Genomic DNA, 19,861 nt, shown 5'->3' on the forward strand with positions numbered 1-19,861 from the left:
AAAAACCACGCCGGATCGAACCGGGGTCCGGCGACGAGAACGCAAGTCACCCGCAGTTCCTGCGCGGTACTTCGCTCAGGCGTGGCGGAGGGACACGGAACCCGCGGATCAGCCGAGCTCGAACGCGGATTCTCCCGTTCGATCCCGGAACAGGGTCTTTCCCTGCGCACGGAGCTCCGCGAGCCAGGCGCGCGCCTGGGCCAGCGCCGAGGCGAGGGCCGTCACGCTGTCGGGCCCTGCGACCTCGATCGGGCGATGGAGGTTCGCGAGGGCCACACGACAGACCCAGGCCCCCCCGTCGCTCGCCCGCTCGGGCGCCGAAAGGGTCAGCGTGAGCCGCGTTCGCGCTCCGGCGGCCTCGGCGCTGTCTGCCCCATCCGCTGCATTCGCTGCTTCCGCCGCCTCCGCCGCAAAGAGCTCGACGCTCGCGATCGCGCCCTTCATTCCGAATCCCCCTTGCGATCGGAGTGGCCGAGATCGCGCTCCGGCGCGACCCGGTCCCGGATCCGCTGCTTCAGCTCGCGAAGCTCCGGGAAGCCCCCCTCTTCCTTTCGATCGAAGACGACCTCGTCGCCGAGGCGCACGACGAAGACGCCCCCCGTTCGACCCGGCACGAGGGCCACCTCGGCCAGCTCGTTCTCGAAGGTCGTGAGCAGCTCCTGGGCCGTCCAGGCGGCGCGCATCAGCCAGCGGCAACCGACGCAATACTCGATCTCGACGCGCGGCGCGCGATCCGACATGGGGTTCCTCCGAACCCCGGAGCGGGGTTCCTGCAGCGCCCGATGATACCCGCCTGCTTGCTACCCTCGGCCGAGCGCGGGGGGCGCAGGAGGCCGCTTGCCCGAGTACCCGGATCTCACCGTCTACGTCGAAGCGCTCGAAGCGCGGATCGTCGGCCAGCCCCTCGAGCAGCTCCGGATCCAGAGCCCGAGCCTGCTCAAGTCCGTGCAGCCGAAGCCCGCCGACGCCCTCGGCCGGGTCGTCCGCGACGTGTCGCGGATGGGCAAGCGCCTGGTCATCCACTTCGACGACGAGCTCTTCCTCGTGCTCCACCTGATGATCGCCGGCCGGCTCCAGTGGAAGAAGCGGGGTGTGGCGATCCCGCGCAAACGGGCCCACGCGGCCTTCGACTTCCCGAACGGCTCGCTCCTGCTGACCGAGGCGAGCACGAAGAAGCGCGCGTCCCTCCACGTCGTCGAAGGCCTTCGCGCCCTCGCCGATCTCGATCCGGGCGGGCTCGAGGTCTTCCGCGCGACGCCCGCGCAGTTTCGCGAGGCCCTCGAACGCGAGCGTCATACCCTCAAACGCTCGCTGACGGATCCCCACCTCTTCTCCGGAATCGGCAACGCCTACTCCGACGAGATCCTCCACCGCGCGGGCCTCTCCCCCGTCCGCATGAGCGACAAGCTCTCCGACGAGGAGCACGCGCGTCTCTTCGAGACGACGCAGGCGGTCCTCGAGGAGTGGACCGATCTGCTGCGCGCGGAGGTCGGCGAAGGCTGGCCCGAGAAGGTCACCGCCTTCCGCCCCGAGATGGCCGTCCACGGGAAGTTCCGCGAGCCGTGCCCGGTCTGCGCGACGCCGGTCCAGCGGATCGTGCGCGCGGAGAACGAGGTGAACTACTGCCCGGAGTGTCAGACCGGCGGCAAGGTCCTCGCCGATCGCGCGCTCTCGAAGCTGCTCGGCAAGGACTGGCCGCGCACGATCGAGGAGCTCGAGAAGCGGCGGCCTGGCGGCGCCTGAGCCGTCAGTCCGACTCCGACTCGCCGACCGGCGCGAGCATGACCCGCGCGAAGCGGCGCAGGAAGCGCTTCTGGAGCTCGATCTGCTCCGGCGCGAGCGGATCCGCCCCGAAGAGCTCGCGGAAGAGCGGCGCCATCGTGAAGTGTCCCAGGATCACGTGGATCCAGGCCGCCACCGCCATCGGCTGCTCGTCCTCGCTCCAGACGGTGAGTCGCGACGACATGGCGCCGAGGCCGGACTCGACGATCGGGCCGATCCAGCCGTGGACGATGTGCGAGAGGCTGGGGCCGCCGGTCAGCGACTCGTGCTGGATCAGCTTCGCGATGTTCGGGTGATGGGCCAGATGGTCCATGATCGCATCGAGGGTCCGATCGCTCGCCGTCTGTCGTTCCTCGACGGAGAGGGCTCCGGCCTCGTCGTTCGTGGCGGTGATGATCGCGAAGAGGGGCTGGACACCGCGGGCGAGCACGGCCTCGTAGAGGGCCTGCTTGCCGTCGAAGTGATTGTAGAGGGACGGTGCGGTCAGGCCGGCTTCTCGAGCGATGTCACGGACGGCGGTCCCGGCCAGCCCGCGCTCCGCGAAGAGCGCCTCGGCCACGTCCAGGATCCGCTCGCGGGTGGATTCCGGATCCGCCGGCGCGCTCGCGGGGCTGTCTTCGATCGCCTCTGCCATGCGTCCTCTCGACCCCGCGGAGCAGCGTCACCCCGTTGGCGTGGGGTCCGCGGGAACGAACGTTCGTTCGACTCGAGTCTCGGCGCTCGATCCGTCGCCGTCAATGATGGCCGATCGGCGCTCCTCCGGAAGGATTCTCGTCAGACGGAAGAACTCTGCGCGTCGCACGAAGGGGCCTCGACGTCGCGGCGCCCCATCAGTCGAGGGAGGTGTCGGCCCAGACCACGCGGTGGAGGAAGACCGCGGCGAGTGCGCCCAGAACCGGCGCCGCGCAGTAGAGCCAGAGCACCGAGACGTCCCCCGACACCACCGCCGGACCCAGCGAGCGAGCGGGATTCATCGATGCCCCGGTCAGCGGTCCCCCGAAGAGCGCGCAGAGCGCGACCGTCGCGCCGATCGTCAGTCCTGCGAAGAAGGCCGACAGCTTGTGTCCGATCGCGCAGGCCATGATCACGAGCATCAGGATCGTCGTGAGCAGGACCTCCATCGCGAAGGCCGGTCCGAGCCCGCCGATCGGAAGCGTCGCGCCGAGCGTCGTCGCCTCCGGGTAGAGCCCGCGGAGCGTCGCCGCGCCGGCGAGGGCGCCGACACACTGCGCCAGGATGAAGGGGACGACCTCACGGGCCTCGAACTCCTTCGCGGCCCAGAACGCGATCGTGACCGCCGGATTGATGTGCGCACCGGAGATCGGCCCGAACGCGACGACCATCATCATCACGATCGCGCCGAACACGATCGAGATCCCCATGTGGGTCACCGCTCCACCGGACAGGTCGTTCGCGACCACGGCGCCGCAGCCGGCGAAGACGAGGCCGAAGGTGCCGAGCAGCTCCGCGAGGAGCCGCCGCACGCGCACGTTCATCCGCCCTTCCCCCGTTCCTCCGGCGGGACTACCGGACCTTCGCTGTGGCCGATCCGGAATCGGTGGCCGTTGTTGTCGGCGACGGTGAACTCGCGCATGCCCCACGGATGCGAGGCGATGTCGTCGACGATCGTGGCGCCGCGCTCACGCAGCGTCTCGATCACCGCGTCGGCGTTCTCGACGCGCACGAAGTTCGTGACCGGTTCGAAGGGCTCGTCGGTCTGGGAGAAGAAGATCTCGCTCTCTCCGTTGTAGACCGCGCCGTACTCCTCGTCGTAGTTCCAGGCGATCGCACAACCGAGGACGTCTCGATAGAAGCGCTGGGTCTCGCGCACGTCGCGCACGGGAAGCTGCGGCGTCACGAAGTGCCAACCCTGGTTCGGTATCGCGGTCGTCATCGCGGTTCCTCCGCTCGCAATCGGCGCATGCCTAGCTTCCCTCTCCCGGCATCGGCGCGTCGGGCGGCGCCTCGGGCACGCCGGGGGTCGGCGGATTGGGTGGCGCCTCCGAAGCCGTCCATCCGAGCTCCGCCTCGAAGCGGGCACGCCGCTCGGTCCGGACGGTCGGCGGCGCCCGGCGAATATATTCCTCCGCCCGCGCCCGCGCCTCGCCCTCGAGCGCACGAAGATGGTCGACGAGCTCGCCCGTCCGGGGGGCCGCGAAGCGCCCGTCCGGACAGCGCGAAGGCAGCGCCGTCCAGACGACCCCGTCGTAGCCGGACCCGGGCAGCCACGCCGAGACCGCGTCCCGCGTCGCCTCGCTCGCCTCCCCGCGAATGCCACCGGAGCCCGCGTGCAGCTGCGCCCCGATCCAGCTCGGCCAGCGCGCCGAACCGATCCGCTCGCGCCGTCCGAGCGCCTCGATCGCCGCGTCGAGACCGTCGACGTCGAGGGCCACCGCCCAGGTCGGGATCGCCACCGCCTGCTCGTCGATCACGAGCGTGACGCGGCCGTCGTGCGCGACCCGGGAGAACTCGATCGGGAGTCGCGGGCCGTCGGCGCGGAAGGGCCCGTCCATCGGCAGCGACCGCGGATCCCAGAGCAACGAGCCCCAACCCAGACAGGCGATGCGCAGGGTCGTCTCCTCGGTCCGGAGTGGCCAGGCCTAGCCGTTCGCCGCCTGGTCCGGCGACGGCGGACGTTCGTAGCCATAGGCCGGGGACAGCGTACCAGCGACCAGGTCGTCGATCTTCGCGACCTCGTCGTCGCTGAAGTAGTCCTTGTAGCCGCCGACCTTGGCGCGCCGGACCTTGTAGGTGTTCGGATCGCCCTTCTTGCCGGGCTTCATGCGTCCGCCGGCGAGCCAGTACACGTTCTTCTCTTCGAGCTTCCGCATGTTCTCGACGCTCGAGTATTCGACGGCGCTCTCGACCGCGTCCTCGTTCGCGCCGGTCCCGTTGATGAATTCCATCACGCGCTCGAGGACCGCGGCGGTATCGCTGCGCATGTCCTCGTAGCGGACGATGAGCAGGTCCTCGACGTGCTCGGCCTCCCGGGCCCAGAGGTTCAGGTAGTCGATGATCCCCGGGAGCCCGACGTTCTCGTCCATCACGAAGTCCCAGGCCGGAACCTCGGCGCCGTGGGGCGGGTACTTGTTGAGCTTCTTCTTGGCCGGACGCATGCGGTGCTGCCACTGGAAGTACTGGCTGACCGCGATGTCCTTCGGATTCCGGACGAGGAGGACGACCTTCTTGCCATAGAAGGACGCCTTCGAGTCGAACTCGCCGGTGTAGTCCTTGATGTAGTTGTCGTGGGTGAAGAAGATCTTCGGGATCTCGGGATTTCGGCGGTGGTAGTTCTCGAATCCGAGGAGGACCCCTTCCGGAATCCCGTGCATGATCTGGTAGTAGCGGGAGATCATCACGCGCAGCCAGGTCCGGCCGCTCTTGCCGAAGGACACGACGGCCACGTCCGCACGCGAGAGGCGGCGGGTCTCCTCGCGGCCGCGCAGCCAGCGTTCGATCCGAACGCGCCGGTCTTCGGGCAGCCAGAACAGGAGGGCCATCACGACCTCTCGGGTCGCCTTCTTGAGAATCGATTCCATGGCGGGGATCCTTCGGGCGGGGCGCCCGGGAGTGGCGGCAATCTATCACAGGCCGGCCCGAGACCCTGTCGAAATGGGTGTTTCCACCCTCATTTCGGTCCGGGAACCGGAAGGACGCTGGCCTCGTCCATCGCCGAGCGCAACACTCGCGCCCGAAGAGGAACTCCCGTTTGACCCCGTCCGCCGCCCACGCCCCGGTCGACGCGCCGACCCCGGACCCGGCCGCTGCGCCGGTCCCGCCGGAACGTCGCGATCGACGCCCGCGCCAGAGCCGCAAGCTGACCCGGTACCTGATCTCCGAGATGGTGCTGCCGTCGGTCTTCGCGCTCGGGGCGTTCGGCCTCGTCGTGCTGATGACCGATCTGCTGGGCTACGCCGAGCTGATCGTGAATCGCGGGCTCGGTCCGGGCGAGGTCGCCCAGATCGCTGGACTCCAGCTCGTCCCGACCCTCGCGCGGACGCTGCCCTTCGCCGTCCTCGTCGGCTCGCTGGTCGGACTCGGCCGGCTCTCGGGCGACCGCGAGCTCCTCGCCCTCGAGACGTCGGGCTTCTCCGCGAGACAGCTGGCGCGACCGGGACTCCTCTTCGCCCTCGCCGCCACGATCGTCTCCGTCGGTCTGACCGTGGTCGTCGCCCCCGCCTCCCAGCGAGCGGTCCGCGACCGGATGATCACCCTCTCCGAGGAGAAGCCGGGCCTCGCCCTGCGCGAAGGCGCCGCCACGAGCATCGGCGGCTGGCGGATCGAGGCGCGCGAAGTCGAGGACGAGGGCGCGCGCCTGGCAGGCATCCTCCTCTTCATGCCGAGCCTCGGCGAGACCCTGTTTTCCCAGCGTGGCGCCGTCCATACGGATCCGGACGGCACCAAGCGCCTCGTCCTCGAAGACGGCCTCGTCCTCTCGAACGGCGAGACGCGCGCCTCGCTGCTTCGCTTCGACCAGATGGAGACCGTCCTCCCCGAGATGGAGGAGGAGAAAGGCGTACCGGTCGATCCCGTCGCGACCCTCGCGTTCGGGCCGCTGATCGACGAAGCGAGCCGGACCGACGACCCCGCCGCCGCGCGGTGGGCGTTGATCGAGGCCCACCGTCGGATCGCCCTCGGCGCCGCGGCGCTCCCCTTCGGTCTCCTCGCCATGGGCCTCGCCCTGGGCCGTCGCGACCTCTCGCGCTCGGGCGGAACCGTGATGGGCCTCGTCGGCGCGATCGCCTACTACGCGCTCTTCCAGTTCGCGGAGGGCATGCTGCGCAACGAGGACGCACCGGTCGCCCTCGTCGTCTGGATCCCGAACACCGTCCTGATCGTCGTCGCGGGCGTCCTGCTCTACCGCGCCGGACGGCACGCCTCCGAGTCGGACCGCAGCAAGGGCAACGACGGCGGCGGGGTCCTCGCCCGCGCCGGGATCGTCCGGAACAAGCTCCGCATGAAGCGGTACGCGCTCCCTCGCTACGTGAGCAGCCAATTCGTGCGAATGGTCGCCGCCTCGATCGTCGGCCTCGTCTTCGCGTATCTGGTGATCGACGTCTTCGACAACCTGAAGTGGTTCAATCAGTACGGCTCGACCGCCGACGAGATCGCCCGCTACTACGGTGCGCGGCTCCCGGTCCTCGTGGGCCGCGTGGTTCCCATGGCCCTGCTCGTCGCCGTCGCCCTCACGATCAGCCTGATCGGCGCGAACGGAGAGCTGCTCGGCATGCGGGCTTGCGGGATCCCGGTCTTCCGCGTGCTCGCGCCGGTCTGGCTCCTCTGCGGCCTCGCCGTCCCCGCCTATCACCTGCTCGCGAACGAAGTCGTGCCCCGCGCGACCGCCGAGGCGAGCCTGATCAAGAAGCGGGACATCAAGAACCAGGACGTCGGTCCCGTCCAGCAGCGCGAGCGCGTCTGGTACCGCGTCGGCACGCGAATCTACGAAATGGAGCGGCTCGATCTCTTCACCGGCCAGGCCAACGACGTGACCCTCTACGACCTCGGAAGCGACGGCCTGCCGGTCCGGCGGACCGACGCCGACTACGCGCGCAGCATCTCGAGCCAGGGCCTGTGGAGTCTCGAGGACGCGCGGACGGTCGAGCTCGCCGAGGACGATCGGCTGCGCCGCCCGAACAGCGTCCCGCGCCTCGCGGAGTTCGGCGAGGAGACGCCCTCCGAGATCGAGACCGCCCACATGACGCCCTCGGATCTGCGTCTCGCGCTCGCGGACCCGGACCTCGAGCCCCGGGAGATCTCCGCCTACCAGACCGATCTGCAGATGAAGATCGCGGCGCCGCTGGCGTGTCTGCTGTTGCCGTTGATCGCCCTCTTCTTCGCAGCCACCGGCCCCCCCTTCCCGCGACCGGTCCATACCCTGATCGCCTGCGCGATCATCGCCGTCGCCCACGCGCTCGCGACCAGCTTCTCGGGCTCGATGGGCTACGGGGGAACGCTCGATCCCGTGCTCGCCGGGTGGGGTCCTTCGGTGCTCTTCGGTGCCGTGGCCGCCGGCATGGGCTTCCGCCTGCGCCGAAAGCTGAGCCGCTCCGGGTAGCCGACGGTCGATCCTCGGCTCACCCCTCGGGCACGCCGGGTCATGCTCCGGACTCCGGGGCTGCGGTAGATTTCGCGAGCCGGGGAGCGCCGGCGCTGGGGAAAGCCTTGTCGGATCCGGGACCCGAGAGCACGATCGACGCCTCCTCGAGAGAGGCGAGCGAGCCGAGCGAAGAGAGCGAGCCGCGCGACGTCCCGATCGTCTGGCTGCTGATGGGCAATCGCGCCGGAGACAACTCCCAGGTGCAAGGCCTCGGTGAGGCACTCGGCTGGCCCCTCGTCGAGAAGCACTTCGAGTTCCAACCCTGGGAGAAGGCGGTGAACCTGCCCTGGGGCGCCCACCTGCTGGGCATCAAGCGGGACCGTTCGACCCCCATGTCCGCGCCCTGGCCGGACCTCGTCATCTCCGCGGGACGCAAGAACGAGCCGATCGCGCGCTGGGTTCGCGCCCGGGCCCTCGCCGAGGAGGGCAAGCGGACCCGCCTGATCCACGTCGGGCGCCCCTGGGCCGCGCCGCCGAACTGGGACCTCGTGATCACGACGCCCCAGTACCGCCTGCCCCACGACCCGAACATCCTCCACAACGAGACTCCGCTCCACCGCGTGACCCGCCCCCGCCTCGACGAGGACGCGCGCAAGTGGGCGGATCGCGTGTCCCACCTCCCGAAGCCCCTGATCGCCGTCCTGTGCGGTGGCAACTCCGGGCCCTACCCCTTCGACCGCGCCTCCGGCGAGCGCCTGGCCGCCGCGGCGGATGCCCTCGCGAGCGAGTTCGGCGGATCGCTGCTCGTGACGACGAGCAAGCGCACGCTGCCGGAGACGACCGAGGCGCTCTTCGAGGGGATCCAGTCGCCGTCGATCCTCTACGACTGGAAGCCCGACGACACGGACAATCCCTTCTTCGCGTTCCTGGGACTCGCGGACCGGGTGATCGTGACCGCGGACAGCGTGTCGATGATGACCGAAGCGTGCGTGACGGGGCGCCCGGTCTATCTCTATGACACCGGCGAAGGGATGACCTCGATGAAGGAAAACCCCTGGCTCGACGGCGAGGCGGGCCACGAGGCGGGCGATCCGAAGCTGGGGCTCTCACGCTGGCACCTGAAGGCGCACATCTATCGCCTGACGATGCGCATGGGTCCCCAGCGCCTGACCCGCGACATCCGGATCGTCCAACAGCTGCTGATCGACACCGGTCGCGCGGTCTGGCTCGGCGACGGACACCCGGACGCGGAGCCGGAGCCGCTGCGCGACATGGAGCGGGCGGTCGCGGCGGTCAGGGCGCTCTTCTAATCCGCCGCCTGCGGGCGCTCGCCGGGTCGCCGCCGGCCGCGGGCGCTCGCCGGGTGACCGCCGGTCGAAGGCGCTAGGCCGCGAGGGGCTCCACGCGGTCGAGCACCTCGAAGGCGTCGTGGCGGACGTGGTTGCGGTCCATCTCGTCGCGCAGGAAGTCCTCGGAGACGATCCCCTTCTCGACGCACTCGCGGAGGAGGCCGAAGAAGAAGTCTTCCTGGCGCTTGTCCGGATGGCTCTTGTAGTCGGGGACGAAGGCGTAGTCGCCGAAGAACTTGCGGCGCGCGCGCAGCACCCAGCGCATCGGCGGGAAGAACTTCCACTTCTCCGCCGGCACGTAGTCGGCGGGCAGGCCGCTCTTCCAGGGCTGCGTCCGTCGCTTCGTATTGTGGATCAGCTTCGTCTTCTCGGTGAGCCGATCGAAATCGTTCCACTCGTGCTCGAAGAGACCGATCTTCGAGCGGTCCTCCTTCTTGAGCCCGATCCAGTCCTGGTAGTCGAGCTCGCGGCGGAAGAGCGAATCGAACTGCTCGCGCACCTTCCAGTGGGTGAGCTGCGCGCAGTCCAGGAGCATGACGCTCGTCGCCAGGATGCCCTCGAAGCCCTTGGCCCCGGAGCGCGGGCGACACACGATCCTATTGCCTTCCATGTCTCGGTTCAGCAGCTCGTTCACGTCGCCCACGGCGAAGACGTCCGGGTCGGTCACGACCGCGCGGCCCTGGTAGCCCATCAGCTCCGGCGGCATGAAGCGCAGCGGCGTGAAGGACTGCAGATCCTCGTTGTGCCAGATCCGCGAGGCCCCGTCGCGCAGATAGGGTCGCCCTTCGTACTCCGCGAACCACGGGTAGTCCTGGTGGCGGATCAGGTGGACGTCGAACGCGTCGGGGTCGCTGGAGTTGCGCTTGAGCGCGTACTGCCCGACGAGCGCGCCGACCATCTGGCGGTGATTCGTGTGGATGAAGACGTTGGGACGGCTCGAATCGATCGCCGCGCTCGGTTCCGTGTTCATCAATCGTTCCCTCCTCGACCCGGATGGGCGGACGCGGAGCCCTTCGGCGCCGCGCAGGCCGGTCGAATCGCGCCAGAGGCTATCACAGGCCCGTCTCGACCCCGTAGGGCGAGGCCGACGCCGCGTCTCGTCAGTCCTCGAGACCGGCCAGCGCGCGAACCCGGCGGACGGCCCCGACGAGGGCCTCGTCCACCCACCGCGACGCGGTGGGCATCGGGTCCGTCGACCACGCGGCGAACCCGTCCGCCACGAGCCGCCGCGCCGTCGCCGTGAGATCCCTGGAGTGGATCGGCCGTCCGAGCGCGGCCATCGTGCGCGCCACCACACCGCCCGCCGGAATCGCGTCCCGGGTCGGATCGACCGGGCGAAGCAGGCGCGCGCCCTCGAGCACGCGCTCGATCGCCGAGGGCGCCCGACCGAGCGCGAAGAGCGAGAGCGGTCGACCGAGCTGCGCGACCTCGACCATCATCGAGAGGCTGTCGGTGGTGACCACGAAGTGATCCGCCAGCGCGAGCAGCCCCCGATACGGGTTGTCGATCGCAGCGAGCGACGCATCGTAGACCGCGAGCTGCTCGTTCGGGTCCGGCTCCTTGGCCTCACGGAAGTAGTCGACGATGGCGGCCGGGGTCCGGCGGCTGGTCACGATGTAGAGGGAGCCGCGGTGCTCGGCGACGAGCCGGCGGGCATCCGCATGGAGCGCCCGCGCCTCCTCGACCCCGAAGCGGAGCCCGCCCGTCGGTCCACCGACGAAGAGCGCCGTGAGCGGCCGCGGCGCGAGTGTCAGCCGCCCGACCCAGGCCTTCTTCGTCTCCGCGAGCGCCTCGTGGTCCAGCTCCATGAGCGGGTAGCCGTGGCGCGCGACGTTCGGCGCGTCCGGCAGGACGTAGTGATCCGCGGCGACGATCAGGTCGAAGGACGCCGCCTGTCCGCGCGGCTTCCCGACGACGACCAGGCGCGTGCGTCCGCCGGACGCCTCCTTGATCCAGAGCGCGACGCTCGCGAGTCGGCGCCCCGCGCAGACGACGAGGTCCGGCCAAGGCCCCTCGAGCGCATCGGACTTCTCGCGATCGACGTGATCGAGGGATACGGCGACCGGTGGCTTGGCGTCGACCCACTCGGGCTTGATCGCGAAGAACTTCTCGACGGCGAGTCCGTCGAGGCCGGCTCGGCGCGCGAGGTTGTGGACCTGTGCGTTGTCGCCGCGCTTCTCGCCGACCACGAGCCAGACCGTCGCCCGTTCTCCGCCTCGATCTTCTTCCTTCATCCGCGCGGGAACGTACCGGATCGGGGACCCGGCGGTCGCGCGCGCAGGCTAGGCGCGGGCGTCGTCGAGGGTCCGCTCGAGCTGCGCGAGGGTCGCCCGTGCGTCCGCGAAGGCGCCCTGCTTTCCCTGCGCGTCGAAGTGGGCGAGCGCACCGTAGGCACCGGCCGGCAGGATCGAGAGGAAGGCGATCCCGCCCGCCGCGCCGCGCAGCAGCCGTCGTCGCGAGATCGGCGGCGCCCGTCGAACACCGAGGGCCACCACCGACGCAGCGGCGAAGGTGAGGGCCTGCTCGCTGTGCACACGATGGCGCCGCGCGGCCTCGGCGTCCGCGACGTGGAGCAGTCGACGCGCCCGATCGATCGCCATCGGGTCCGGGGGACTCACGCTCGAGAACGCCACGGGATGGACGAGCGGAGTGAGCGCGAGCTCGGCGCGGAAGCCGAAGTGGTCCGAGAGCGATCGGTCGATCTCACGGATCCGCGCGGTCTCGGCGAAGAGCAGCCGCGCGTCCCGGGCGCGCCAGGCGACGTCGGGTCCTGGACGGACGAAGAGGAAATCGATCCGCTTGTCTTCGGCGGTGCGATGACGCTTGTAGTAGTTGGTCCGCGAGAGGGTCGGGTGGCGACTGCCGCCACCGAGCTCGAAGGCGCCGGAGAGTCCCTGGAAGAGGTCGTACTCGGTCTCGCCCGCGGCGCAGTTGAAGTCGCCCCCGAGAACGACCGTACCTTCGGTCTCGCTCAGGTGGCGCAGGATCTGGAGGAGCTGCGCCAGACGGACGGCGCTGTTGAGGCGCGGTCGTTCGCGCCGATAGCGCGCGTGGAGATGGGTGTTCACGACCTCGAGGGGGCCGTGGTCGCTCTCGATGGCGACCGTCTGGAAGCCCTTGCCGCCGATGAACTCGCCGGTCGAGAATCGCTCGGGGTCACCCCGGAATCGAAAGCGTTCGAAGCGCGAGCCCAGGATCGACTTGCGGGAGAGCGTCATCAGTCCGCCGTTCGCCCCGGGGCCGTCGGCCACCTCGAAGCCGGCCTGGAGCGCGCCGGCCCGCAGGGTCGTCCGGACCTCGTCGGTCCACGCCTCCTGGACCAGCAGCACGTCGAGGTCCGACGCCTGCAACCGACGCGCGATCAGCCGCATGCGGGACGAGACATCGTCCCCGAATCCGAAGGTTTCGGGGAGTCCCCAGACGTTGAAGGTGCCGAGGCGCAGGGACACAGGGCCTCCTCGGGGATCTCGAGATCGCCCGCGAGCTTCCGCCCGGGCGGCGCGAGACCCTCGGTGCGGAGCAGGAGAGGGATCTCCGACCCGATTGGAATGCAAGTCGCAGACCGCCCGAGCGGTGGATTCGCGGTCCCTTCCGGTCGTTTCCCGATAGAGCAGACACCCGCTGCGGATGCGGCGTTGCCTGCCGCTCGGTTGCATCGTGCCGAGCCCCGAACGATCCCGGCGGGAAGCGCGAGCAAGGGAAGGACCGTGCCCTTCCAGCGCCCCTTTCGTTCCACTCCGCAGGCGATTGCGGTCACACGACGCGCGCCCTCGACGCCCCGATCATTCCGCTATCGTCGCGCCTCCCGCCCGGCGGGTTCCGTTCACGTCCCCATCTCCATCCACCTCCCACACTTTCACGCCCACCGCGAGCCCGCGCCGTACCGCGCCCGCGCGTCCGGGCCACCCGAGGAAGCCGTGTCCACCATCGACCTCCAGAGCGAACTCGACGCCGCGATCGTCGCCGTCCGCGACGCCGCCACCGTGTGCCAGAGCGTCCAGAAGAACCTCGTCACCGCCGCGACGATCGAAAAGAAGGACAAGAGTCCGGTCACCGTCGCCGACTTCGCCTCCCAGGCCCTCGTCTGCTCGGCCCTCGCCGGCACGTCCAAGGTCGCCGACGTCGTCGGCGAGGAAGACGCGAAGGATCTCCGCGAAGCCGGCGCCGAAGAGACCTGCGCCAAGGTCGTCGAGCACGTCCGCGGCGTGCGCGGCGCCGAAGTCTCGACCGACCAGGCGCTGGACTGGATCGACCTCGGCGGCGTGACGCCCGACGGAATCGACACCCCGTACTGGACCCTGGACCCGATCGACGGAACCAAGGGCTTCCTCCGCGGCGAGCAGTACGCGATCGCCCTCGGCCTGCTCGACCACGGACGCGTGGTCTTGGGCGTCCTCGGCTGTCCGAACCTGCCCGGTCCGGACGGTCGGCCCGGTTGCCTCCTCGCCGCGACCCGCGGCGGCGGCGCGCAGATCCTGCCGCTGCTCGGCAATGGCCGCGACGGTGCAAAGGACATCCGCGTCAGCGACGTCACCTCGACCGCCGCCGCCCGCTTCTGCGAATCCGTCGAGTCCGGCCACAGCGACCAGGATCAGAGCGCCCAGATCGCCAAGGCCCTCGAGATCACCGAAGACCCGGTCCGCGTCGACAGCCAGTGCAAGTACGCGATCGTCGCTCAGGGCGAAGCGCAGATCTATCTTCGGCTCCCGACGCGCAAGGACTACCGCGAGAAGATCTGGGACCACGCCGCAGGCCTGATCGTCGTCGAGGAAGCCGGCGGGCGCGTGACCGACGTGCGCGGCAACGCCCTCGACTTCGCCCACGGACGCAAGCTCGAGAACAACGCCGGGATCATCGCCACCAACGGCCCGATCCACGACCGCGTGCTCGAGGTCGTCGGCCAGTACATCGACGTCGGCTGACCGCCACAGTCGCTAAGCAACGAGCGACGGCGATCCCGCCTTTCTCCGCGCGAGACCGACCAGCACGAGCAGACCGGGCGCGAGCATCGCCACCGCCGACGGCTCGGGCAGCATGAGCTCGAGCGTGACGTCGTAGCTCGCGGTACCGGCGTGCGGACCCGGGTTCGAGCTCAGCGCCGGCGACAGGCCATTCATCACTGCGTTCAGGCGATACGAGCCCGCCGGCAGCGTCCCGCTCAGGGCGAGCGGGCCGAACGTCGTGTCCTCGTTGAGGATCGCCGGGACCGCCGGACTCGTGTCGTCGAAGATCAGGCGTCCCGAATAGATGCCGTTCGGATCGTTCGAGAGCGAGACCGTCAGGACGTAGTCCACGGGCTCGATCACGTCGAAGGTGTACGTCGACGTGTTGTTGAGCTGTGCCCCGGCCACACCGACGCCCCATATCCACTCCGCTTCTCCCGTCGAAGTGCGGGACATCTCGAGCAGGTAGCTGTCCGAGGTCAGCGTGAGCGTCTCGGCGAGCAACATCGCCGCGTCGACGGTGGCCCAGCCGTCGGCATTGCCCCATTCCGTGGCGTGCGCCTCGTTCACGAAGAGATTCTGTGCGCCGTCGACCGCGTCGACCACGCGATGTCGATCGATCGTGCTCGTCGCGCCCGCCCAGACATCGAACGTGTACGAAGTGGCGCGGCTCGTGATCAACGCGATCTGCGCGCCGGCGATCGCAGGCGACCCGAGGACGAGGAGCACCGCGACCGCGATCAGCTTGCGAGCTGCGTTTCCCGACTCGGACATCGATCTCTTCTCCCCGACGTGCGCCCGCGGTGATTCCCGAGCGCCGGGCCACAGGCTCGACGAGCGGGATTAACGTGGCCGAAACCGAGAGCCCCTCGGGGCCGATCGCTCCCACGGCCGGGACCAGGCCCCGTTGCGCGGCGGTTAACGCGCCCGGCGCAGGCTCTTCCCGTCGCTTCGGTCGGAGTTCCCCGACGCACGCGGCAAGCCACGAAAGGGCCTCGATGATCCGGAAACGACGATCCACACGCGCCTGGCGCATTCTCCTCAAGGCGATCGCGCTCCTCTGCACGACGGCCGCCCCGGTGCTGGCCGGGGACGGTCGAATCGAGATCAACCAGGCGCGGGCCCTCGCGGGCGGCGTCAGTTCCAGCGACGCGCCAGGCTTTCCGGTCACGCTCGAATCCCAACGGAGCTACGTCCTGACCAGCAGCCTCTACGTGCCGGCCGCGACCCCGGGCATCCAGTTCCCTGCGAGCAGTGAAGGCATCAGCCTGGACCTGAACGGCTTCACGGTCGAGGGTCCGGTCGCCTGTACCGGTACACCCGTCAGCTGCAGCGCCCGCGGGGTCGCCGACGGAATCCGAGCGCACAGCGCCAAGGACGCCACGATCCGGAACGGGAACATTCGTGGCTTCGACGGCAGCGGCGTCGAAGCCTTGTTCGCGTCGGGGCTCACGATCGAATCGCTTCGCGTCCGGAGCAATGCCGGGGACGGGCTGAGGCTGGGTGGGACGGTCACCGTTCGCGATTGCGCGCTCGTCCTCAACGGCGAGAGCGGCCTTCAGTCCGTCGGAGCGGGCGGCAATCTCAGCGGGCTCCACGCGGTCGACAACGGCGACATCGCCATCGACCTCGGCTCTGGCGACGGTGGAATTCTGAGCGACAGCTGGATTTTCTCGACCGGAACCGCGCTCCGGATCGGGAGCCTCTCCTTCTTCGGCTACCGCGACAACTCGATCCAGGGCGCCGTCTCGGGCTCGACGGGCAACCTCGGCGGAAACATCTGCAACGGGTCGCCGACGTGTCCGTAGGGCCGACGAAGGCGCGAAGACGAGACAGGCTGACCCTTTTCGCCGTCGGCCTCGTCGGTGCCGCCTGGTCGCTGACCGCGCTCGCCCAGCCGCCGACCGCCTACGACACGACCCTCCTCCTGGGCGCTTCGCCACCCATCCTCGTCGAGGACGAGGACGTCGTCGCGTTCTCCCCATCGGGTCCCGTGGTGCTCGCGGACCTGCCGCCCCTCCCCGCGAATGCGGGGCTCAACGCGTTCGAGCGCGACGGACCGGACGTGCTCTTCAGTCTCGACGTGACGGCGATCGTCGAGGGCACGACGATCGAGCCCCGGGACGTCGCGCGCTGGAACGGTTCGGCGTTGAGCCTGGAGATCGACGGAAGCGCAGTCGGCATTCCGGACGGGATCGAGATCGACGCCGTCGCCCTGTCGCTCTCGACGGGCAACCTCCTGATCTCGATCGACGGCACCGCGCTCGTCGGACCGGTGACGGTCGAAGACGAAGACCTCCTGCGACCCGCCCCCGCTCCTCTGATCGTCTTCGACGGGTCCGCCGAGGGGATCGACCCGGCGCTCGACCTGAACGGCTTCGGTCTGCTGACGCCGACGCTCGGGCTCCTGACCTTCGACGGCAGCGGCCAGGTCGATGGCATCGACTTCGACGACGAAGACCTCCTCGCCTGGGACTTCACCACTGGAGCGTTCACCCTCTACCTGGACGGATCCGCCCTGCGCCCCGCCACCCCGGCCGCGGACGTCCAGGCCGTGCCGGAGCCACTCGTCGGTCGGATGACACTGTGGGGTGTACTCGCGCTCGCCTCGCGCGGGCTCAGGAAGCGGGTCGCCGAACGCCGACGGGCACACCTAGCCGGCGTGCGAAGCGGCTGAGGTCCGCGCCGATCGGCAGCCCCGCTTCCTCCAGACGACGAAGCCCGAGCTCGACGACGGCGCGCGCGCTCCTTCGATCCCCTTTCCGGAAGTACGCGATCGCCTGGAGTCGGTAGGCATCCTCGGCGAGCTCGTCCTCGGCCAGCGCCGCTTCCAGCCAGCGATGGGCCTCTTCGAACCGTGACCGGCCTACGAGCAGGCCCGCGGCGCGAACGCAGCCGGCGATGAACCTCGCCCGAAGGCGCACTCGCTCCATCTCGCCCCAGGACGCATCCGGCGCGTCCGACAGGAAGTCGCCGCGGTAGAGGGGCAAGGCCGACTCGAGCGCCGCCAGCGCGGCGGCCGTGCGCCCCGCGCGATCGAGTCGCTCCGCATGGTCGAGCCCCTTCTGGAACTCCTCCGAGTCGACCACGAGCCAGCTCCCCGACTCCAGCCGGATCGAGCCCGATTCGGAGCGCACGAAGTACGGAGGCGCATTCGACTCCCGGGCCGGCTCGAGGGCGTTGATCAGGTGGTTGAGGTTGACGCGCAGATTATTCGATGCCGCCGGGCCGTCGAGCTCCGGCCAGAGGGCGTCGGCCAGCTCGTCACGCGAAGCGCGCCCCTTCCAGGCGAGGCGCTGCAGGAGCGCACGGACGCGCTGGCGGGCCAACGCCGGGTGCTGGACGATCACGCCGTCGCGTCGGACCTCGAGCGGACCCAGGAGGCCGATCGAGAGTCGCTCGCTCGGCCTTCTCGGCGTCTCGCCGAGGATTCTGCGCGCGAGCGCCACGCGCGGCTGGTCCTCGGACCGGGTACCGAGACGATTCGTCAGCTCGGAGAGCGCCGCGCGTCGTCGACCCGCAACGTCGCGCGCAATGTCTTCCGCTGGACGTTGCCCCGCGGTCGCGGCCGCGAGTGCGAGCTCCAGCACGAGATCGGGCACCAGAAACGACCGGAACAGCTCGACCCGGCCCCAGTCCAGGGCGGTCGCCGGCCCCGCGTCCCCTCGCTCTCGCAGGGCGACCAGGGCTCTCGCGGCCTCCAGCCCCCTCGCATAACACGGCCCGACCGGGAGCGCGTCGATCTCGTCGCGCGCGTCGGGAGCGAGCACGTAGAACTGCGGCAATGCTCGGAGGGAGTGGCGGTTGTAGCGCGCCTCCTCGGGCGCCTCGGCCGACGCGGCGGCGAAGAGCGCTCTTCCGTCCTCGCCACGCCCCTCGGACACCGCCACCATCATCTGACCCGCGGCCACCGCCAGTGCCGCTCGCGGGCCGAGTCCATCGTGCGAATCCAGCGCCACGCCGGCCATCAGCTCGCGCGCGACGCTCTCCAATCCGGCGGCCGCCGAAAAGAAGGCAACGGTCGAGCGGAGCACGATCGAGTTGTGCAGATGCCCTGCGTCCTCGTTCGCGACCTCCCCCGACAATCGCTGGAGCGCGCCTTCGTCCAGGCGCCCGAGCAATCCGCGCGCTTCGAGCCGCGAAGCGCGAATCGACGCTCTGATCACGTGCGGGAGCTGCTCGTCCTCGTCGACGGAGATCCGCAACGCCCGCTCCGGCTCTCCAGCGTCCAACGCGGCGATGAGCAGCGTCGAGTCCATGATCGGGCGCAGCTCCGCGACGGAATCCCGCGCCGCATCGAGCCGCGGCAACGCTTCCGCCGCTCGCCCTTCGAGCAGCGCGGCCGTCGCGAGCGAGGACCTGGCCAGCCCCTCCCGGGAGGGATAGTCGAGCTCGAGCACCAGAGCCGCCACCTGTCGAAGCAGCACGCCGCTTCCCGCGAAGAAGCCCAGCATCGCCATCGCGTTCAGCGCACCCACCTCGAGATCGGTCTCAGCGCCCGCACGAAAATCCTCTCGTGCCTGGACGATCAATGGAAAGGCGCCCTCCGGATCGAAATGGATCCGGAAGACCCCCTCGACGAAGCGTCCGACCGCACGCGCTCGCGTCGCTTCGGATCGGGACCGGACGAGCGCCTCCAGGTCGGCGGTGGATGCGCGCAACCAGCGGGACACGCCCGCGAATCGCGAGACGACGGAATCGACCTGCGACTCACTCCCGACGCGTTGGGCGAGCTCGAGCGACTCTCGGTGGAACCCCTGCGAAGACAGCCACTCCACCGCGGCATCCACGCTCGCGGGATCCCACTCGGCGTCGATCGTTCGAAGCGTCGGTTGCCAGAGGGCGTGCAGGCGCCGCTCACCCCGCTCACCGGTCGACACGAGCGGCATTCCGTCGAAGAGCTGCTCCGCCGTCATCGCCGAACCGGCGACCCCCGCGACACGGGCATCGTCGACCCAGTCGAGGTCCACGAGGCGCGCGAGCGCGCGGAGACGAGCGGGGTCGATCGCCGAGAGCACCTCTTCCCAGAGATAGTCGCCCACGCCGGATGCACCGACCGCAGCAGCCAGCTCGAGACCCGCTGGCCACCCGCCGAGGCCGCTGTCGCCGTCGAGACCGCGATCCGCGAGGAAGCGCGAGCGCTCCTCCTCGTCGAAGGCCAACGCCTCGTCGTCGAGGGTGGTGACCTCCCCCGCCGCGATCCAACGCGTGATCGCGAAGGGAAGACTGCCTCGTGTCGCGAGCACCAGGTGGCCGTTCTCCGGCAGGACGTGGAAGAGCGACTCCAGGAGACGTGCGCCCGGGGTCCCTGCGCCCAGTCGGTGCGCATCGTCGAGCACGAGCGCAACGTCGTTCGGACTGCGGCGCCAGATCGCGTCGGCGGCCGCCTCGACGACGTCGCGACCATCGTCCTCCAATCCGAACACCGCGCGAAGCGCGCTCGCCAGGGAGCGCTCCCCTTCATCCGACGCGCGGCAGCTCAGCCAGACGTCGATCCCGGCAGGATCCTCGCGATTCGCCTCGAGCGCCTGCGAGAGCAGGATCGTCTTTCCGAACCCGGCGCCCCCGCGCACGACCGTCAGCTTCCGGTGGAAGCGTCCGTCGAGGGCTTCGAGCAGGCGCGGCCGGTCGATCGTTCGATCGATCGACACCGGGGACGACCACGAGGGTGCGGAGTTGGGATGCGCGAACGAGTTCACACGGCTCTCTTGCACTCCGGGCGAGGAAGCCGCTGGTGCGCACGATCAACG

General features: G+C 69.8%; 18 protein-coding genes. 6 read left to right on the forward strand and 12 right to left on the reverse strand.

The window, feature by feature from the left end:
• Window positions 1–108: 108 nt before the first annotated feature.
• Complete coding sequence (locus NXI30_08825) at window positions 109–444, reverse strand: hypothetical protein (protein MCR9094307.1); 336 nt, start codon at window positions 442–444, stop codon at window positions 109–111.
• Complete coding sequence (locus NXI30_08830; protein ID MCR9094308.1) at window positions 441–740, reverse strand: SelT/SelW/SelH family protein; 300 nt, start codon at window positions 738–740, stop codon at window positions 441–443. Before NXI30_08830 ends, NXI30_08825 begins: the two co-directional genes overlap by 4 nt.
• Window positions 741–837: 97 nt before the next feature.
• Here NXI30_08830 and NXI30_08835 point away from each other — a divergent pair, with 97 nt between their 5' ends.
• Window positions 838–1,743 carry a formamidopyrimidine-DNA glycosylase gene (locus NXI30_08835; protein ID MCR9094309.1) on the forward strand — a complete coding sequence of 302 codons (906 nt, stop codon included), beginning with the start codon at window positions 838–840 and terminating at the stop codon, window positions 1,741–1,743.
• A 4-nt stretch (window positions 1,744–1,747) separates the two neighbouring features.
• Here the strand turns inward: NXI30_08835 and NXI30_08840 are convergent, their stop codons facing one another.
• The 5 genes from NXI30_08840 to NXI30_08860 form a co-directional block, all read right to left on the reverse strand.
• Window positions 1,748–2,416 carry a TetR/AcrR family transcriptional regulator gene (locus NXI30_08840; protein MCR9094310.1) on the reverse strand — a complete coding sequence of 223 codons (669 nt, stop codon included), beginning with the start codon at window positions 2,414–2,416 and terminating at the stop codon, window positions 1,748–1,750.
• 196 nt (window positions 2,417–2,612) lie between these two features.
• The gene (locus tag NXI30_08845; protein ID MCR9094311.1) at window positions 2,613–3,278 is read right to left on the reverse strand and encodes an aquaporin; all 666 of its coding nucleotides are present in this window, start codon (window positions 3,276–3,278) and stop codon (window positions 2,613–2,615) included.
• Window positions 3,275–3,676 carry a VOC family protein gene (locus NXI30_08850; GenBank protein ID MCR9094312.1) on the reverse strand — a complete coding sequence of 134 codons (402 nt, stop codon included), beginning with the start codon at window positions 3,674–3,676 and terminating at the stop codon, window positions 3,275–3,277. The genes NXI30_08845 and NXI30_08850 overlap by 4 nt, the downstream gene beginning before the upstream one ends.
• A 31-nt stretch (window positions 3,677–3,707) precedes the next feature.
• On the reverse strand, window positions 3,708–4,295 hold the full coding sequence (locus NXI30_08855; GenBank protein ID MCR9094313.1) for a hypothetical protein: 588 nt from the start codon (window positions 4,293–4,295) through the stop codon (window positions 3,708–3,710).
• Between the two features lie 87 nt (window positions 4,296–4,382).
• Window positions 4,383–5,321, reverse strand: coding sequence for a sulfotransferase domain-containing protein (locus NXI30_08860; GenBank protein MCR9094314.1), 939 nt, complete (start codon window positions 5,319–5,321; stop codon window positions 4,383–4,385).
• 170 nt (window positions 5,322–5,491) lie between these two features.
• On the opposite strand from NXI30_08860, the gene NXI30_08865 reads away from it, so the two are divergent.
• Together NXI30_08865 and NXI30_08870 are read left to right on the forward strand one after the other, a co-directional pair.
• Window positions 5,492–7,837 (forward strand): LptF/LptG family permease, encoded by a 2,346-nt coding sequence (locus tag NXI30_08865; GenBank protein ID MCR9094315.1) that lies wholly within the window; start codon window positions 5,492–5,494, stop codon window positions 7,835–7,837.
• Window positions 7,838–7,944: 107 nt separating this feature from the next.
• Entirely contained in the window at window positions 7,945–9,129 is a 1,185-nt protein-coding gene (locus tag NXI30_08870; protein ID MCR9094316.1) for a mitochondrial fission ELM1 family protein, read from the forward strand.
• 73 nt (window positions 9,130–9,202) lie between these two features.
• Here NXI30_08870 and NXI30_08875 read toward each other — a convergent pair whose 3' ends face one another.
• The 3 genes from NXI30_08875 to NXI30_08885 form a co-directional block, all read right to left on the reverse strand.
• The gene (locus tag NXI30_08875; GenBank protein ID MCR9094317.1) at window positions 9,203–10,138 is read right to left on the reverse strand and encodes a hypothetical protein; all 936 of its coding nucleotides are present in this window, start codon (window positions 10,136–10,138) and stop codon (window positions 9,203–9,205) included.
• A gap of 130 nt (window positions 10,139–10,268) precedes the next feature.
• Window positions 10,269–11,402, reverse strand: a complete 1,134-nt coding sequence (locus tag NXI30_08880) for a mitochondrial fission ELM1 family protein (protein ID MCR9094318.1) — start codon at window positions 11,400–11,402, stop codon at window positions 10,269–10,271.
• Window positions 11,403–11,450: 48 nt separating this feature from the next.
• Complete coding sequence (locus NXI30_08885) at window positions 11,451–12,617, reverse strand: endonuclease/exonuclease/phosphatase family protein (GenBank protein MCR9094319.1); 1,167 nt, start codon at window positions 12,615–12,617, stop codon at window positions 11,451–11,453.
• A gap of 468 nt (window positions 12,618–13,085) precedes the next feature.
• Between NXI30_08885 and NXI30_08890 the strand changes: the two genes are divergently transcribed.
• Window positions 13,086–14,090 (forward strand): 3'(2'),5'-bisphosphate nucleotidase, encoded by a 1,005-nt coding sequence (locus tag NXI30_08890; protein MCR9094320.1) that lies wholly within the window; start codon window positions 13,086–13,088, stop codon window positions 14,088–14,090.
• Window positions 14,091–14,102: 12 nt separating this feature from the next.
• Here NXI30_08890 and NXI30_08895 read toward each other — a convergent pair whose 3' ends face one another.
• Window positions 14,103–14,885 (reverse strand): hypothetical protein, encoded by a 783-nt coding sequence (locus tag NXI30_08895; GenBank protein MCR9094321.1) that lies wholly within the window; start codon window positions 14,883–14,885, stop codon window positions 14,103–14,105.
• Between the two features lie 224 nt (window positions 14,886–15,109).
• Between NXI30_08895 and NXI30_08900 the strand changes: the two genes are divergently transcribed.
• Together NXI30_08900 and NXI30_08905 are read left to right on the forward strand one after the other, a co-directional pair.
• Entirely contained in the window at window positions 15,110–15,919 is an 810-nt protein-coding gene (locus NXI30_08900) for a right-handed parallel beta-helix repeat-containing protein (GenBank protein MCR9094322.1), read from the forward strand.
• Window positions 15,910–16,788 carry a hypothetical protein gene (locus NXI30_08905; protein ID MCR9094323.1) on the forward strand — a complete coding sequence of 293 codons (879 nt, stop codon included), beginning with the start codon at window positions 15,910–15,912 and terminating at the stop codon, window positions 16,786–16,788. Before NXI30_08900 ends, NXI30_08905 begins: the two co-directional genes overlap by 10 nt.
• Here NXI30_08905 and NXI30_08910 read toward each other — a convergent pair.
• The gene (locus NXI30_08910; GenBank protein MCR9094324.1) at window positions 16,730–19,762 is read right to left on the reverse strand and encodes a hypothetical protein; all 3,033 of its coding nucleotides are present in this window, start codon (window positions 19,760–19,762) and stop codon (window positions 16,730–16,732) included. The genes NXI30_08905 and NXI30_08910 overlap by 59 nt on opposite strands.
• Window positions 19,763–19,861 lie beyond the last annotated feature (99 nt).

It is taken from the genome of bacterium (genome assembly GCA_024742285.1).
Classification (GTDB): domain Bacteria; phylum Myxococcota_A; class UBA9160; order UBA9160; family UBA4427; genus UBA4427.

Bases quoted from the DNA above. Each gene is read 5' to 3' on its own strand.
- NXI30_08825 (MCR9094307.1), bottom strand. From the start codon at position 444: ATGAAGGGCGCGATCGCGAGCGTCGAGCTCTTTGCGGCGGAGGCGGCG.
- NXI30_08830 (MCR9094308.1), bottom strand. From the start codon at position 740: ATGTCGGATCGCGCGCCGCGCGTCGAGATCGAGTATTGCGTCGGTTGC.
- NXI30_08840 (MCR9094310.1), bottom strand. From the start codon at position 2,416: ATGGCAGAGGCGATCGAAGACAGCCCCGCGAGCGCGCCGGCGGATCCG.
- NXI30_08845 (MCR9094311.1), bottom strand. From the start codon at position 3,278: ATGAACGTGCGCGTGCGGCGGCTCCTCGCGGAGCTGCTCGGCACCTTC.
- NXI30_08850 (MCR9094312.1), bottom strand. From the start codon at position 3,676: ATGACGACCGCGATACCGAACCAGGGTTGGCACTTCGTGACGCCGCAG.
- NXI30_08855 (MCR9094313.1), bottom strand. From the start codon at position 4,295: ATGGACGGGCCCTTCCGCGCCGACGGCCCGCGACTCCCGATCGAGTTC.
- NXI30_08860 (MCR9094314.1), bottom strand. From the start codon at position 5,321: ATGGAATCGATTCTCAAGAAGGCGACCCGAGAGGTCGTGATGGCCCTC.
- NXI30_08875 (MCR9094317.1), bottom strand. From the start codon at position 10,138: ATGAACACGGAACCGAGCGCGGCGATCGATTCGAGCCGTCCCAACGTC.
- NXI30_08880 (MCR9094318.1), bottom strand. From the start codon at position 11,402: ATGAAGGAAGAAGATCGAGGCGGAGAACGGGCGACGGTCTGGCTCGTG.
- NXI30_08895 (MCR9094321.1), bottom strand. From the start codon at position 14,885: ATGTCCGAGTCGGGAAACGCAGCTCGCAAGCTGATCGCGGTCGCGGTG.
- NXI30_08900 (MCR9094322.1), top strand. From the start codon at position 15,110: ATGATCCGGAAACGACGATCCACACGCGCCTGGCGCATTCTCCTCAAG.